This is a genomic window from Alteromonas sp. AWM4_230 (assembly GCF_056158305.1).
The window spans coordinates 3256092-3271252 of sequence record NZ_JBSWTB010000001.1 but is presented as its reverse complement, the minus strand read 5'-3'; the positions used below and the strand labels follow the sequence as shown (position 1 = coordinate 3271252).

The window sequence follows — 15161 nt, the reverse complement described above, 5'->3', positions numbered from 1 at the left end:
TAGCACATTAAAGGCGCTAACAACAAGGCTCAGGGCGACAAAGCCCGCATTAACGATGAGATTAAAGCCAGAGAAGTAAGATTAATTGGCAAAGACGGTGAACAGGTTGGTGTGGTTTCGCTAGCAGATGCTACGCGTGCCGCTGAAGAAGCGAGCCTAGATCTAGTAGAAATCAGTCCGAATGCCGAGCCGCCAGTCTGTAAAGTTATGGACTATGGCAAATTCCTCTTCGAAAAAAGTAAAGCTCAAAAAGAGCAGAAGAAAAAACAGAAGCAAATTCAGGTCAAGGAGATTAAATTTCGCCCTGGCACTGATGAAGGCGATTACCAGGTAAAACTGCGCAACCTGCGTCGCTTTCTTGAAGGTGGTGATAAAGCCAAAGTTACGATCCGCTTCCGCGGTCGTGAAATGGCGCACCAAGACATCGGTATCGATCTACTAAACCGCGTTAAAACCGATTTAGAAGATATCGCTACTTGCGAGTCTTTCCCACGTCGTGTGGAAGGCCGTCAGATGATCATGGTGCTAGCCCCAAATAAGAAGTAGTAACGGTCTAAAGTTTTAAGGAATCTGCACCCTTAAACACCTTGCTGCTAAACATTAGCCGGTATGAAGTGACTGCAACACGAAAAATACCGATATTAAACAATGCGGAGTTTTAGCAATGCCTAAAATGAAAACTGTAAGCGGTGCCGCCAAGCGTTTCAAGAAAACGGGTTCTGGCCGCTTTAAAAGCAAACAGTCTCACTTACGTCACATTCTGACTAAGAAGAGCTCTAAGCGTAAACGTCACCTTCGTGGCAAAAAACTGGTTCATGACTCTGATACCAAATTGGTTCAGCGCATGTTGCCTTACGTATAAGACTTAGGAGACTGATTAATGGCTAGAGTAAAACGCGGCACTATCGCACGTGCTCGTCACAAAAAAGTCCTCAAGCAGGCAAAAGGTTATTACGGCGCACGTTCACGTGTATATCGCGTAGCGGTACAAGCTGTAACTAAAGCTGGTCAATATGCTTACCGTGACCGTCGTCAGCGCAAGCGTCAATTCCGTCAACTATGGATTGCACGTATCAACGCTGCTGCACGTCAAAATGGTATGTCATACAGCCGTTTCATTAACGGTTTGAAGAAAGCGTCTGTTGAAATCGATCGTAAGATCCTTGCCGACATCGCAGTACATGACAAAGCAGCTTTCAGCGCACTAGTCGAAGCGGCTAAAGGCGCATTAGCTTAATTATTAACTAATTAAGTTTAAGTTCTTTCGGAAAAAGGCGAGCAGGATGCTCGCCTTTTTTCGTTTTTAATTTCTAACACACTTCTTCTCAAACTCATTCTTCATACTTAAGCCTAAATCTAACTTTCACACTGACGCTTCGTTGTCCGTATTTAACTGATTAGATGAAGGTTTTTAAATTAATAAGCTAACTCATCCATATTTAAGGTTAAAAAATGATCAATATGGGTTAGGCTTAAGCTCAATCTAACATTTGTTGGCTATAAGAATCGTTCTAAAAACAGTGAATGCATAGCTAGGCTTACTTAAACCTATACAATACGGATATTGGAAATTCTATATGCACCAAATTAAATCACTTCCCCTTTCTAAAATGCTTCTTTGCTTCATCGTTCTGAGTTTCTCCTGCAACGTTGCTTTATCTGATGAAAATACAGAGGCTCATAAACTTTACGAGAAAGCGCTCGCCAGCCAAGAAATTCTCAGTGAGTTAGTGTCAAAAGAAAACCTAACAACCAGTAGTTTTAGACAAAAACAGAAGCTAGCAAAAAAAGAGAGAGTAATTCTTCATGAGCTTATTAAAGAACATAAAAATTCAGAATATTTACCCTATGCTGTGCTGCGCTTTCTTACTTTAAATAGGGAAGAAGGGGTACCAATCTATTGGGGAATAAAAAATGATGTAAAAAATATAATAGACGACAGGAAGAATAAGCACCGAAATACTATGTTAGTTCTTATCAAAAAACTTCAAACTAACAAAAGCTCCAGATTCGATGGTGCTTCCTTGCTGTACTCCATGCCCTCCGTAGATACGTTAACTAACAATAATGCGGCGATAACTGCAGAAAACAAAAAAACTCATCAAAATCTAAACGAAGATATTCAGGAACGTGTTAACAAAGAAAGTACACGCTCACGAAGAGATACTTCTACCCAACAGATCGTCTCTGCCAAATCAATTAGCGGTGATAACCCTTATGTGCAGTTTTCTAAGAACCCTAACATTTTTATTTCAGGTTTGAATTGGAATCCAAGTACAAAATCTTTAATTAGACGAAAAGCTAATTTTGAATACATTGACGTTTTCAATGAAGTAAAGAAAGTCGAAAAACGGCAAGGTAGTTCTTTTAAAGAAATTCAAAAATTGGTACTTCGCGTAAATGTAAAAGCGGAAAATGTCAGGGCATTCGTTGAAGAAAAAAGGCTAGGGGAGCGCCTCGTCAATCACCTTGTCTATAAACTTCACACCGATGATAATGCAATTTTTTATAGAGAAGCGGATGTAGAGTACCAGTTAGTAGATTCTACAAACAAAAAATTTACCACAATCTCATTTTCTCGGGTGCAACGAAAAGAGTGGACTACATCCTTACAAACAGACAAATTCCTCCATCTAATTAAAATTTCTGAATTTGGAAAAAGGCCTGATTACGTAAGTAACTTTGGTTTGTCTTTGAAATTGTATCTCGCAAAGCTGGAGGGAATGGATAGGTTTATGCAAATTGCTCAATCGCAAGCTGAAGATATCGCAGACTATCCTTATATTTCTTTTAACGATTCTGTATATGGACAGCGAGTCTTATTGAATAAAAGTGACCCCAGACTCCTAGAAGTTAAATACGGATGGGAGGTAAAAATGCTCAAAAAAAACCAAACTCCAAGCAGCCATCGACATATTACGAAACGAGATGCTATACCTCCTGCTAAAACTGTAACTTTCCCACTTAGTGAGCCGAAGGACGTTCAGGAACTCAATGTTATAAGCCTCCAACTCTTGGGGATGATGAAAAACGCATATAAAGAATCTGAACAGATGCGCCGTCAAGATATCGCGAATTTGAATAAACAAGATGTACTTGATAATCTGCTGTACCCAACTCATGAAAGAATAATGATGGGGTGGGTTGATGTCCTTAGTTCCATACCTATTTCATTGGAAGGTATTTCATTTGCGCTAAACCTATGGGCATTAAAAGAGCAATTTAGCCTTCATCAAGCGGACTATTACAAGAGCTGGTACTCATTGCTCCACGAAAATACGTATGTGAGTAAATATGCTTTATGCGAAGGCTCGGAAAAAGACCTGACTTTCACTTTAACTCAGCAAAGACTCTGTCGAATGGCTTTTGATCATGACGCATTTTGGCAAGCTTGGAGAGTTTCGTTTCTACAGCGCGCAGATACTACAATCAAAGAAATTATCCGAAAAAACGGAGCTGAGATGAGCCGCGAATTCATAGAGTTCGCATTTTTTGACCAGTTTTACTTAAAAAACACAAGCATAGAGAGGGCTTTCGAAAAGCCAAGTGTGAGGAATTGTTTTACTGAAAATTGTGACTCGCAAACGCGAAAAGAAATTGCAAAACAAATCCAGCACAGAGAATTAACTGATGAAGAAATTAAAAATCAAATAACCACCCTCAATGATAAAACATCAGAGCTATATCAACGTATTAATGCAGAAGGCGTAAACCGCAGCTTTCAATACGATGTCAAACAGTTTATTCAGATAAATGCAGCATACTATTTAACAAGCTTAATAGATAAAGTTGTCTCAAGGCTAGAAAGTATCCCTACTACAGACTTAAATGCTTATGCTGAATGGGAATCGTCTTTTGCACAACCGTTACGACTGAATCTTGATAAGCTGAACGAGCTCTGGGATACCGTATTTTCAGTAGAACCAAAACAAAATGTCGCCGCTAATCTAGGGCTTATTGGTTATTCCGATGATAGGGAGATCTCTCCCTTATATGGTTTGGGAGCCTCGCTCCTTAATTCACAGGTAATTTGGCTCGAACGTGCTGGATATACCCCCATAGCGCAATTCAAAAAACTTGCCCTAAAAAAGCCGGATGAAATTACTAATCAAAGTCTAGAGCAAAAATCTGAAAGTTCAGATGAATTCGGTATGCAACTTTTTACTGTCGGGGAATTAGCTGCTGCCTCTATTGGTTCATCTATAGGCAATGCCCTAAACTCATCTGTTCGCGCAGGTTTCAGTCATTCGGCAGACTTGCAACGGCTTAGTATGCAAATAGAGAGAGCGCGTTCTGACTTTGTTGCATGTAAAAATAAATGCAAAAACGCTTATCAGGTTCGTTATCGCTTATCTTCCCTACTAATGATTAAAGACCTACATTTTTTAAAGTCTGGCGGAGTAAGTGTTTCACTTATGGATGAAGCTGAGCGCAGGTTAAATATTCTTTCTGAACTGACGAGCGGTTTTAGTGGCGCTAGCAATGTGGACGGGGGAATAAGGAAAAGATGTTTAAGTCAATTCAATAGTTGGTCATATGCTTATGCGCAGACAACCGAGCAGCGTTCTTCAGATGACTTTAAGCAGACGCTAAATGCCTACAGCGATTTATTTGCTGGGAACCTTCTGGGGTTTAAAGAGAAAATGGAAGTCCAAATTAGCGCTTTGTCAGCGGCTTTAAAGGAAACAGAAGCAGAGTTCTTTAAATATAAGCTATGTAGAGATCAGTGGGAGTATGATAATGCTATATAGTTGCTAACCACGCCTCTACAGCCAGACACAAATTTAAAATCAGGTTTTTTTGAATACCATAAAAGCCCCTAAGAATGAATAACTATTCTGAAGCATGGTTATACTCCTGGCGTGCTCTTTTGAATATTGTTCGGTATCGTTTACCTAATTATAAAATGTTTCAAAATAAAAAAGCGGCAAATTGCCGCTTTTGTCGAACTTTAGTGAACGTTATCAGTAAGCGTTCTTATTTATAAAGCCATTGAAAACAGTCATAAATACAATTTTGATATCAAACCAAATAGACCAGCGGTGTATGTAATCTAAATCATATTCTACGCGCTGTACCATCTTATTAGTCGTTTCTGTCTCGCCACGTAGGCCATTCACTTGTGCCCAGCCTGTAATTCCTGGCTTAACCTTATGGCGAAGCATATAGCCGGTGATTATCTTACGGTATTCTTCGTTGTGAGCTACCGCATGGGGACGAGGGCCCACAATCGACATACGACCTTGCAAAACATTGATAAACTGTGGAAGTTCATCCAAAGACGTTCTTCTTAAAAAGCCGCCAATCTTCGTTAAACGCGCATCATTTTTCGTTGCTTGCTTCACAACCGCACCGTTATCTTGGGTTGTCATAGACCGGAATTTGTAAACCGTGATTTGTTTACCGTCTAAACCGTAACGCTTTTGTTTAAAAATTACAGGCCCTTTGGATGTAAGCTTAACTGCTGCTGCAATCGCTAACATAGGAACAGATATAAGCATTAGAATCAGGGTGCTTAAAACAATATCTTCTAAACGCTTCAGAACGTCGCTTGCGCCTTGGAATGGTGTATCGTATACACTGAGCGCTTGCACGTTTCCTACTGTCTGCCATCTAGCATTCAGTAAGTTATACATGAAGAAGTTAGGAATAACGTAAACGTTAGCCGTGGTATCGCTACATTGCTCTAAAATGCTGCGAATTCGGTTTTCAGCACTCATTGGCAGGGCAATGTAGATGTAGTCAACTTCATTGCGCTTCGCCATTTCTATGGCTGCCTCTATATTCCCTAACACCGCACCCTGCATTTCGTGAGGCAAACGATCTGCATCCCTGTCGTCATATAAGCCGTTGAACTTAATCCCCAAATGCTCGTTTTGTTGTATCTGAAGTGCGACATTTGCGCCAAGTTGAGTAGCACCAATAATAATAGAGCGACGTGAGTTCAAACCACTTTTACGAATGCGAAATAGAAACTTACGCATTACAAAACGCCACATTATTAACACAACAAATGACGAAGCGAACCATAATAGAATTGCAGGTGGTGGAGTCTTAATTTCCTGAACGAAAAAGTACCCCATAGTCAAAGTACCTAAAATACTCAGCATCCATGTAATTGCCGCTGCTCGCAACATTTCTGGTGTTCTATGACCACGCCATGATCTATAAAGCTCTACGCCTTCTGCTGAAATTTGAAAGCAAATAACATTAATAAATAAAAGGATAAGGCTTGTAGTATCTATCTGCGTTCCATAATAAGCCGCAGACGAATAATAAAGAATGGTGACAAGTGAAAGGTCAATAAGCCTATAAATAGTAGAAAAACCACTTTGGTTTCTAACAACTAAACCACCACTGGTATTAGGTTCTACCGGATGCGCTTTAATCGCTTTATTAGATTCTACTCTATTGTCCATTTAGGTAATCTCTAGGTGAAAAGTGAAGGCCGCTATGGATGGCTGGTTTGTTTAGCTAACCTGATCCAAGTATTACGTAAATAGTAAAAACAGCTAATACATTTGTGTAATTCTAAGCAATAGTTGTGCCTGAAATTACTTGTGCTTTTCGTTGTGATACCAAAAAATTGTTCATCGTATTGTTATTTTTGCTATTTGCACAACGTACCTAACTATTGTAACAATATCTCTTCGATATTGTAATTTTATTACACCGTGGAAATTTATTTCGTACTAATTTGGTGCAAAAAGAGTAGAATGATGCGCTTGCGCTTTTCATTCTTTATATAAATACGATAGCATATTATTCAGTTTTTTGCGCAGACACATAGCTGAAACAATACATAGGTACTTTACTGTATTCTTTTGTTACGGTGCGTGATGCGGTGAATGTTTAACCAATTAGCAAAAGCGTGCTTTTTATTTAGTAATGATATCGTTAAGCAATATTGCAAATACGGCACGCCTATTGCTGGTACCGTACTTAGATTCGACGTTTCGGTAAAAAACACCAAAATGCTGTAAAAGATGCAGGGTTTTCATTTTGATTCCGACATCTTTGCCATGGTTATAACCGAAGCGACATTAAATTTATTTGATTGTCATCCAAGATAGGTCATCGAAGGAAGGAAAACACATGTTTAAAAGGACCAAAAGCATAATAGCAATGTCGGTTATTTGCGCCACTCCGACACTATATGCCCAAGAGGCCGGTCGAATTCAAGCAGGGCAGTTCGATTTAATCCCATCATTTTCATCATCGATGGCTTATGTCGATAACGTGGCGAATGCCAGAGACAATCAAAGTAAAATCTACAGCTGGCGAACAACATTTTCACCAGAGCTAATTGCTGCTACAGAGGTGGACGGAAACCCAATTCAAGTTGGCTATAGATTAGAGAAAGGTGTTTATTTTTCTAGCGAAAATGATGATTACATTGACCATTTTGTAGAAGCTTCGGGAGACTTTGAACTAAACAGCCGTCATCGCATAAGCGCACTTGCTCAATATGAAGACGGACATGAAGACCGAGGTACCGGTTTTTCAATTGGATCAGGGTTAGATATATCGACGCCAGACACTTACAAAAGCAGCAATTTATATGGTGAATATAGCTATGGCGCTGCTACTACAGATGGCATGATAACCTTAAAAGCCCGTCGTCAAACCCTTGATTACGATAGAACCGAAGATGCTTACATTATTCGTGATCGCGCAAAAAATATGGTCGGCGCTGAATTTGGTTACCAGATCGGCTCTGCAACAAGTATGGTTGTTGATGTAACAAAAACTTTCGTAAAATATGATGAACAACTTGGTTTAGTTACTCGTGATAATGATGAAACCCGTATACTTGTTGGTGTTGTATGGGAGAGTACTGCTGCAACTACCGGCTTTGCGAAAGTAGGTTATAAAGAGAAAGACTTTGATGATGAATCTCGTGGTACTTTCTATGGTACCGACTGGGAGGTTGGTATTGATTGGCAACCTGTTAGCTATTCAACTGTAAGAATCTCTACCAGCGCAGATACGTTTGAAACTAACGGTGAGGGTGACTTCATTCGAGGTCAAAATTATAGTGTGCGATGGAACCATGATTGGTTAGAGAGAGTCAGCACGTCTTTCAGCGTTACGCAGCAAAATGACGAATATGTATTCAATGAAATAGATATTGTTAATAGGGATGACGAATTGATGAACTACTCTGCAGCGCTAAATTATCAAGCACGTAGATGGTTAAAATTCAGCACCTATTATCAGTACACAGACAGAGATAGTAACAGAGATACTATTGGCTACGACAAAAGCGAAATTGGTGTAACAGTAGAGGTAACACTGTGAAGCAAAAAGCGGTTAGCTTATTTTCATTAATATTTTTACTTTTTGGCTCGTTACAAGTAATGGCCCAAGAGGGCAATTTAAGTATGAGCCAATATCAGTTGGGTTCTGGCGATAGAATTCAAATAAGCGTTTTTGGGCAAGAAGACCTTTCAATGGAAGTTCGCCTGCCAGATGTAGGTACTATCAACTATCCATTTCTTGGTGAAATAAAGCTTGTAGGCTTAACTGCTGCACAAGTAGAGCAGCTTATTTACGACGGTTTACTAGGAGACTACCTTGTTAACCCGTCGGTGTCTGTTGCCATTGTAGAATATCGTCCGTTCTTTATTGATGGTGAAGTTAAGCGCCCTGGCGGCTATGCTTATCAACCAGGGTTGTCAGTAAATAAAGCGGCCGCGTTGGCAGGCGGGTATACCGAACGCGCAGCGCGCGACAAAATTACCATCATTCGTGAAAAAGATGGCAGAACTAACGAGTTCACAGTAACGGTTAGTGACATGATCCAGCCTGGTGACATAATCACCATTAATCAGCGTTTCTTCTAAATTATACGTAGCGTTCAGGAATAAAAATGGCAGTAAATAGCAGGGAAGAGTTAAACGCCGGTGTGTTTGAAAATGAAACCATCGACATTGCTCACTATTTAGGAATTATAAAGCGTTACGCATTTCGTATTGTTTCATTAGCAATTGCCTTCACATTACTCGTGGCGCTTCTGGTAATGCGCATGACGCCTATGTATACCTCTACCACCACTATTTTGGTAGAAGCAGACAAAGCAAATGTTGTTTCAATTGAAGAAGTCTATGGCTTAGATACCAAGCGTAAAGACTACATGCAAACTCAGTTTGAAATATTGCAGTCGCGTCAAATTGCAGAGCGTACGGTAGAAAGCTTGTCATTATGGAACAATGAAAAGTTTATGCCAGCCAAAGAAGAACCGGGTATTGCCGACCAGCTTAAAGCCAGTTTGCTGGAAGCATTGCCGTTTTTGCCTCAGGAAGACCCAAAAGAGCTTACCGAAGAGCAAATTTTAGCGGCTAAAAAACGTAAAGCTACGTCCCTATTAATGAAAGCATTGTCAGTAGAGATGGTAGATAATACGCAAGTAATGCGTGTTACAGTTACTACCGAGTCTCCGCAACTTTCGGCTGAACTAGCTAACGCAGTTACTGATGTGTACATCGAGAACTACCTTCAAGCTAAGTTAGATATGACTGCAAAAGCAACGTCTTTTCTTACAGAAAGCTTAGAAGGGTTGAAGCAAAAGCTAGATGTGGCTGAACGCAACTTGGCGAAGTTCTATGAAGAAAACCAAGTGGTAAATATTGATGGTGTAGTGGGGTTAGCGTCTGAAGAACTAGAGCAACTAAGTAAGCAGTTATTAGATGCACAGACGGCGCTTAAACTAAACGCGGTTATTTACAAGCAAACGCGTAATGATGTTTCATTAGATGACATTGCACGCCTGCCTGAAGTGCTGAACCACCCGACTATCAGAGACGTTCGCCGCGATGAAGCTAAGGCGATGACGCGAGTAAGTGAGCTTAGCAATGTATACGGCCCGAAACACCCGCGTATGATTGCAGCAAACGCCGAGCTCTCATCAATTAGAGAAACATTAAGCGGCCAAATTCGCGACCTAATTAGAAGCATTACAACGCAATACGAAGTTTCTGAAGATAGGGTAGCCCAACTAGAGCGAGAAGTGTCTCGTGCAAAAGCCGAATTCCGTGACTTATCTGGTTTGGATAATCAGCGCAAAGCCCTTCAGCGTGAAGTGGATATAAACCAGCAGCTATATAATTCATTTTTCACACGTTTAAAAGAAACAGACGAACTAGGTGGGTTTGAATCTGCCAACGCTAGAGTATTGGATGAAGCGCTTCCAAATTACGCGCCTTCAAAACCAAACAAGAAATTGTTAATTGGCGCAGCTTTTGTATTCAGCGTGGGTTTTGGTGTGTTCTTAGCTATTGCGATGGAAACGCTTAACAGTGGTATACGTTCAGTGGAAGATGTTGAGCGCAAGCTTGGTCAACGCATGCTGGGCCTTATTCCTTGGTTACCACACAAGAAAAAGACCGACTTGCCCGTTCGTTCATTCTTCGACGGTAAAAAGCATCAGTTTGCCGAGTCTGTTCGTACATTGCGTACTAGCTTATCTTTATTGAATTTAGACAAAGAGCAACAAGCCATAATGGTAACCTCAAGTGTACCTAAAGAAGGTAAAACGACGGTTTCTATAAACTTGGCGTTCGCATTAGGTCAGCTTGATAAAACTATTCTAATCGATGCCGATTTACGTCGCCCTAGTGTGGGTAAGCAATTTAACATTCCGAACTATCAGCCGGGCGTTGCCAATCTTATCTTGAAGTCTCATACGTTAGATGAGTGCTTGGTAAGAGATGAAGAATCTAATATCGACATCTTATCTGCAGGTACTATACCTTCTAACCCGCAGGAACTCTTGTCTGATAAGGGTTTCAACGAGCTTATTGAGCTGTTAAAAACTCAGTATAAGTACGTTGTAATTGATACGGCACCTACTCAAGCGGTAAGCGATTCTATGTTGATTGCGAACTCTTGTGACTCGGTTATTTACGTTGTACGCGCCGATAGTACCAGTGAAAAGCTTATTAATAATGGGTTGTCTCGCTTCTTACAAGTAGGTCATCGCCTTGATGGTGTAGTACTAAATCAAGTAGACTTACGCAAATCAGGAGCAGCACAAAGGTACGCTGGGTTTTATGACCAATATGGGTATACCAGTCATAAAAACAGCTAACAGCATTTATTGATAGACTTACATAGCCACATATTACCTGGCATCGATGATGGTGCCAGGTCTTTAGACATCGCCTTGGAAATGGCGCAGCAAGCCGTAGATGGCGGTGTTCGCCATATGGTTTGCACACCACATATACACAAAGGCTACTTCGACAATACGTTACAGTCTATCGAACAAACTTTCTTAGAGTTTCAAAAAGAAGTTAATCGCGCATCTATTCCCCTTTCTCTTTCTTTTGCCGCAGAAGTGCGCGTCAGCGAGCTAATTCCTATTTGGTACAAGCAAAAAGAACTGCCTTTTTTAGGCGAATACAAAGGCAAGCATATCCTGCTACTAGAAATGCCACATAGCCATATACCGCAAGGCTTGGAAGTGCTTATAAAATGGCTTTTGAAAAATAACGTACAACCACTTATTGCACACCCAGAGCGCAATCGCGAGCTGTTAGCCGAGCAGCACAAATTTAATTGGCTGCAGCGACAAGGCTGTATGTTTCAAGTTACCGCAGGTGCGTTAACAGGCCGCTTTGGCGAAAAGGTAGAAGACTTTGCATTAGCTATGATGCGAAACAAAGCATTTCATGTTGTAGCGTCAGACACCCATGACCTTATACGCCGCCCTAACGATATGAGCGCCGCTTTCGACCTAGTGACAAAGTTTAGTGATGAATTTGCACAAGAGGTTTTTATAACACGGCCTGGTGGGATAGTGTCGTTCGAAAAAAATGAACCTATCAATGACTAAGCGTTTACTCAATACCTTTACAAATAACAGCTTAATACTGAAGTGGGTAATGGTGGCGCTTGCCGGTTTCTGTTTCTTGTGGAGCTTCCAGCTTTTCATTGCGGGTAACGCGTATTACAGCGTGAAAAATGATATTGAAGGATGGCAACTAAGCCCTGAAAAAGCTTCAATAAACAGAATTGACAGGGGCCTAGGTAAAATAGGGAACGCTATCGATTACTTCCCCGATAACGCTCTTTATTATCAAATACAGGGGCAATTATTTGAGTGGAAAGCCGTTGTTGAAAAGAGGAATAAACAATCTAACGATGCTGAATTAAGCTTAAAGAGCACTAAGGCTAACTTAAACAATGCGGCACTAAGCTATGAAAAAAGCCTGTTATTACGGCCTGCTTGGAGCGGCAGCTGGATTGGCTTGGCTTCTGTAAAGCTACAGAAGGGTGAGTTAGATAATGAATTTTACCACTACCTAAAAAACGCCAAGCAAGCCGGCCCACAAGATGCCATAGTGCACAAGTTTATTGTGGAGTTCGGTTTAGAAATGTTTAGTGCAAGGTCTATTCACTACGTGAAAGTTAAAGAGCAATTGAAGCAGCATTTAAATTTAGGCATTCAGAACCCGCTAAGCAGAGATTTTGTTTTAAAGGCAATACAAAAGCACAATGCGAATGAAACCGTTTGTAGATGGTTGCGTGACGCCAGTTATCCAGTTAGAAAACGCATTCCTAACTGCATAACCTACAATTAGCTATCCTTTCCCTTTAACCAATCCCAGAGGCCTAAGGAAAACCCTTCGAAAAGGTTAATACCCAGCCAACTTTTTAATATATACAGCAGCACTAAGCCTAGCACTAAAGATACGCATAAGAATAAAGCAATAACCGCTGCCATCACTAGCTTACCTATGCGGCTCTCGGTACGCGATAGGTCGCGCTTATCTCGGCCTGCCAGTAAAACGAAGTAATATCGGCTTCGCAGTAAACCTATAGTGCCTCTTACATCAACTTTGTGGCTACCCCATCGCCTACCGGCTAGGGCTGTGTTTAGGTGAAACAGTTGGTCGTCAGTGAAAGAATCGGCAACATTTTTAGGCATACGTTCCAGCATGTGTTGAACGTTTGGCTCTTCTTTTATCGGTCGCTTTATCTTTAATACCACACAAATCCCCTTGTGTTATAAAACCAATGCTGGTTATTTATCTTGCCTTCCCATAGGTATATCGCGGCTTAACGCACCTAGCGCTAACAGTATAATAAATATAGCGGTATTTGCTGGCGCTTGTAGAGGAAAGTCTACCGTACTGTGTAATGCCATCCCTATAACTGCCATAACAGTTGCAAAGGCTGTTCCCCTTGGCAGCGGATGTCTTCGGTGTCGTATTGCGCTTAAGGCTCTTTTCGCGCACAGCAATACAAGCACGGCTATAATGGCTGCGCCTACTATGCCAAACTCAATAGCAAACTGAAGGTATTCATTGTGAGCATGATCGTAAAAGTGCTGAATAGATTCACTTTGTACCTGAGGGTATACCGTATAAAAGGTGCCTCCGCCTGTACCTATAATTCCATATTGGGAGAGAAGGGGCAGGGCATCAGTAATAACTTCATCTCTGCTTTCTTGAGTTAAGTTTGTTTGCTCTAAACGTTGCTGAACCTGCTTAAGTCCAAAAAGGCTACTAACAATAAGAATGTCGATTACCAACATACTGATAAATAGCACTACATAGCTTTTTTGGCGGGGTTTGAAGTAAATTAAGCCTAGTGTGGCGGTAATAGTCATGGCTATGAAAAAGGCGCTGTTACCCATTCTAGAGCGAGACATAACTAACGCAATAACCATAATAATAATGCCAATACGAAACAGCACTTTATTGCTTAACCAAAAGCGCACTATTCTACGTAATCGCTCTCTAGGGCTAGAACCGCTTCGAACACGCAAACTAGCGATCATATAGCCAATGGCAGCGCTTAAACATAGCAAAAGAAAGTTAGCGTAGTGGTTCTTATACACAAAACTTCCCGTTGCGATATGCGAAACAGGTAACTTGAACACCAAGCTATACTGCAAACCAGATAATACTTCTAACGAGCCATATATAGCCTGAAACACGCCTGCAGCACTTATCACTATCAATATATATCGAAGTCGCTTGCCTGTATTAACCAAAGTCAGCGTTATAAAAAATAAGAAACAATAGGCGAGTGATTTAAAGAATATTACGTCGCTTTGGCCCACATCGAAGCTAAGAGGTAGCCATTGCGAACTTATGCTTTTCATGCCCTGAATATTTTCATTTAGTAAAAAACTAACGCGTTCGGGGCGCAGGGTTTCGATCAAAGAAAAGGGCAGAGGGACTATATTGATAAGCTGCCACGTTAAGAATACTAACCAAACAATTACCAGCAGTTTGTATTGTGTGTATAGCTTTGAAAGTAAAGAGTTGTTAATGAGTAATAAAATGCCGCCAAGAAGGAAAACCGACATTTGCATTAGTGCCCATGCCCACGGGCGATTGGCACCTAGTGATAAAGGCAGCCAGAACAAGGTAAACAAAAGAAAACCGAAAAGAAACTTTTCGGTTTTCTGGGTATTAAAAATAAGCACTTACAACGTACTAGCGCGGAATCTAAATATAACGGGCTTTAGTTCGCTGAAATAGTGGTATCGCCACCGCCAGCACCAGCAGCGCCCGTACCTACACCTAGCGGAGAGAAGGTATTTCCAGCTGCGCCTGCAGCAGTTGCCGTTAACGTGCTAGGGTCTACACCTGCATTAATAACCGCTAATAATGCGTCTTCTTCGCTGATAACCTGCATCTGAAGGGCAATGTTGTAAATTTCGTTAGCGTCTTCTGGGAACATCAGGATAGCGATAGTTACTACTTGCGCAGGTTGTTCAGGCAATTCACCAAAACCTGCGATAGCAATTTCAAACCCAGTAGCATTGTCATTCAGAAGAGCAACCATCGATTGATAAGCAGCTTGGTTCTCGCTTAGGTACGATAAACCTGCAGAATCAAAAAACATACCTTCACTAAGTACAGTCTGGCTTACTTCACTAGCGGCTTGCTCAACCGCGGCACCTTCTTCAATTTCAGTAACCAAAAGGTTTCTAACTTGTAGGCCAGGTACGCTACCTTCTTGTGCAAAAGAAACTGTCGAAAAAGCGATTAAAGCGCTTAAAAGCACAGATAAAAAAACGTTGCTACGCATAACTTATCCTTAGATTAAAAACGTCGGGTTAGCTTCTTGCTAACGCCATATGACCATATTGTACAACAAGTGAACGTCTAAGATCTCGCTTTTGTTGTACATCTATTCATTTA

At 41.0% G+C, this 15161-nt stretch carries 14 protein-coding genes; 9 read left to right on the top strand and 5 right to left on the bottom strand.

Annotation, left to right across the window (positions count from 1 at the left end):
* Positions 1-6 precede the first annotated feature (6 nt).
* From infC to ACXACS_RS14025, 4 genes are all read left to right on the top strand, one after another.
* A complete protein-coding gene (gene infC / locus ACXACS_RS14040; protein ID WP_171338159.1) occupies positions 7-546 on the top strand; it encodes a translation initiation factor IF-3 in 540 nt (179 codons plus the stop codon).
* 118 nt (positions 547-664) lie between these two features.
* A complete protein-coding gene (gene rpmI / locus ACXACS_RS14035) occupies positions 665-862 on the top strand; it encodes a 50S ribosomal protein L35 (RefSeq protein WP_012518091.1) in 198 nt (65 codons plus the stop codon).
* Positions 863-880: 18 nt separating this feature from the next.
* Positions 881-1237: a 50S ribosomal protein L20 gene (rplT, locus tag ACXACS_RS14030; RefSeq protein WP_012518092.1), complete on the top strand. Its 357-nt coding sequence runs from the start codon at positions 881-883 to the stop codon at positions 1235-1237.
* 340 nt (positions 1238-1577) lie between these two features.
* The gene (locus tag ACXACS_RS14025) at positions 1578-4751 is read left to right on the top strand and encodes a hypothetical protein (RefSeq protein WP_474807452.1); all 3174 of its coding nucleotides are present in this window, start codon (positions 1578-1580) and stop codon (positions 4749-4751) included.
* Positions 4752-4964: 213 nt separating this feature from the next.
* Here ACXACS_RS14025 and ACXACS_RS14020 read toward each other — a convergent pair whose 3' ends face one another.
* Together ACXACS_RS14020 and ACXACS_RS14015 are read right to left on the bottom strand one after the other, a co-directional pair.
* Positions 4965-6419 carry an undecaprenyl-phosphate glucose phosphotransferase gene (locus ACXACS_RS14020; protein ID WP_474807450.1) on the bottom strand — a complete coding sequence of 485 codons (1455 nt, stop codon included), beginning with the start codon at positions 6417-6419 and terminating at the stop codon, positions 4965-4967.
* Between the two features lie 459 nt (positions 6420-6878).
* Positions 6879-7001, bottom strand: a complete 123-nt coding sequence (locus ACXACS_RS14015; protein WP_474807448.1) for a hypothetical protein — start codon at positions 6999-7001, stop codon at positions 6879-6881.
* A 94-nt stretch (positions 7002-7095) separates the two neighbouring features.
* On the opposite strand from ACXACS_RS14015, the gene ACXACS_RS14010 reads away from it, so the two are divergent.
* Genes ACXACS_RS14010 through ACXACS_RS13990 form a run of 5 tightly spaced genes read left to right on the top strand, consistent with a single transcriptional unit; the run spans position 7096 to position 12584 of the window.
* The gene (locus ACXACS_RS14010) at positions 7096-8301 is read left to right on the top strand and encodes an outer membrane beta-barrel protein (protein WP_474807447.1); all 1206 of its coding nucleotides are present in this window, start codon (positions 7096-7098) and stop codon (positions 8299-8301) included.
* A gap of 59 nt (positions 8302-8360) precedes the next feature.
* Complete coding sequence (locus tag ACXACS_RS14005) at positions 8361-8846, top strand: polysaccharide biosynthesis/export family protein (protein WP_162889845.1); 486 nt, start codon at positions 8361-8363, stop codon at positions 8844-8846.
* 26 nt (positions 8847-8872) lie between these two features.
* Complete coding sequence (locus tag ACXACS_RS14000; RefSeq protein ID WP_474807444.1) at positions 8873-11089, top strand: GumC family protein; 2217 nt, start codon at positions 8873-8875, stop codon at positions 11087-11089.
* A 9-nt stretch (positions 11090-11098) separates the two neighbouring features.
* Positions 11099-11836, top strand: a complete 738-nt coding sequence (locus tag ACXACS_RS13995; RefSeq protein ID WP_474807442.1) for a tyrosine-protein phosphatase — start codon at positions 11099-11101, stop codon at positions 11834-11836.
* Positions 11829-12584 (top strand): VpsP family polysaccharide biosynthesis protein, encoded by a 756-nt coding sequence (locus tag ACXACS_RS13990; RefSeq protein WP_474807441.1) that lies wholly within the window; start codon positions 11829-11831, stop codon positions 12582-12584. Before ACXACS_RS13995 ends, ACXACS_RS13990 begins: the two co-directional genes overlap by 8 nt.
* On the opposite strand, the gene ACXACS_RS13985 is transcribed toward ACXACS_RS13990, so the two are convergent.
* The 3 genes from ACXACS_RS13985 to ACXACS_RS13975 are packed head-to-tail and all read right to left on the bottom strand — an operon-like array spanning position 12581 to position 15048.
* Positions 12581-12994, bottom strand: coding sequence for a 3-phosphoshikimate 1-carboxyvinyltransferase (locus tag ACXACS_RS13985; RefSeq protein ID WP_474807439.1), 414 nt, complete (start codon positions 12992-12994; stop codon positions 12581-12583). The two genes, ACXACS_RS13990 and ACXACS_RS13985, sit on opposite strands and share 4 nt — an antisense overlap.
* A 33-nt stretch (positions 12995-13027) precedes the next feature.
* Entirely contained in the window at positions 13028-14434 is a 1407-nt protein-coding gene (locus tag ACXACS_RS13980; protein ID WP_474809281.1) for an O-antigen ligase family protein, read from the bottom strand.
* Positions 14435-14478: 44 nt separating this feature from the next.
* Positions 14479-15048, bottom strand: coding sequence for a hypothetical protein (locus ACXACS_RS13975; RefSeq protein ID WP_474807437.1), 570 nt, complete (start codon positions 15046-15048; stop codon positions 14479-14481).
* Positions 15049-15161 lie beyond the last annotated feature (113 nt).

What these genes read in the sequence shown, in the direction of transcription:
- ACXACS_RS14015 (WP_474807448.1), bottom strand. Translation starts at nt 7,001, where the DNA reads ATGAAAACCCTGCATCTTTTACAGCATTTTGGTGTTTTTTACCGAAAC.
- ACXACS_RS13990 (WP_474807441.1), top strand. Translation starts at nt 11,829, where the DNA reads ATGACTAAGCGTTTACTCAATACCTTTACAAATAACAGCTTAATACTG.
- ACXACS_RS13975 (WP_474807437.1), bottom strand. Translation starts at nt 15,048, where the DNA reads ATGCGTAGCAACGTTTTTTTATCTGTGCTTTTAAGCGCTTTAATCGCT.
- ACXACS_RS14010 (WP_474807447.1), top strand. Translation starts at nt 7,096, where the DNA reads ATGTTTAAAAGGACCAAAAGCATAATAGCAATGTCGGTTATTTGCGCC.
- ACXACS_RS14005 (WP_162889845.1), top strand. Translation starts at nt 8,361, where the DNA reads ATGGCCCAAGAGGGCAATTTAAGTATGAGCCAATATCAGTTGGGTTCT.
- rpmI (WP_012518091.1), top strand. Translation starts at nt 665, where the DNA reads ATGCCTAAAATGAAAACTGTAAGCGGTGCCGCCAAGCGTTTCAAGAAA.
- ACXACS_RS14025 (WP_474807452.1), top strand. Translation starts at nt 1,578, where the DNA reads ATGCACCAAATTAAATCACTTCCCCTTTCTAAAATGCTTCTTTGCTTC.
- ACXACS_RS14000 (WP_474807444.1), top strand. Translation starts at nt 8,873, where the DNA reads ATGGCAGTAAATAGCAGGGAAGAGTTAAACGCCGGTGTGTTTGAAAAT.
- rplT (WP_012518092.1), top strand. Translation starts at nt 881, where the DNA reads ATGGCTAGAGTAAAACGCGGCACTATCGCACGTGCTCGTCACAAAAAA.
- ACXACS_RS14020 (WP_474807450.1), bottom strand. Translation starts at nt 6,419, where the DNA reads ATGGACAATAGAGTAGAATCTAATAAAGCGATTAAAGCGCATCCGGTA.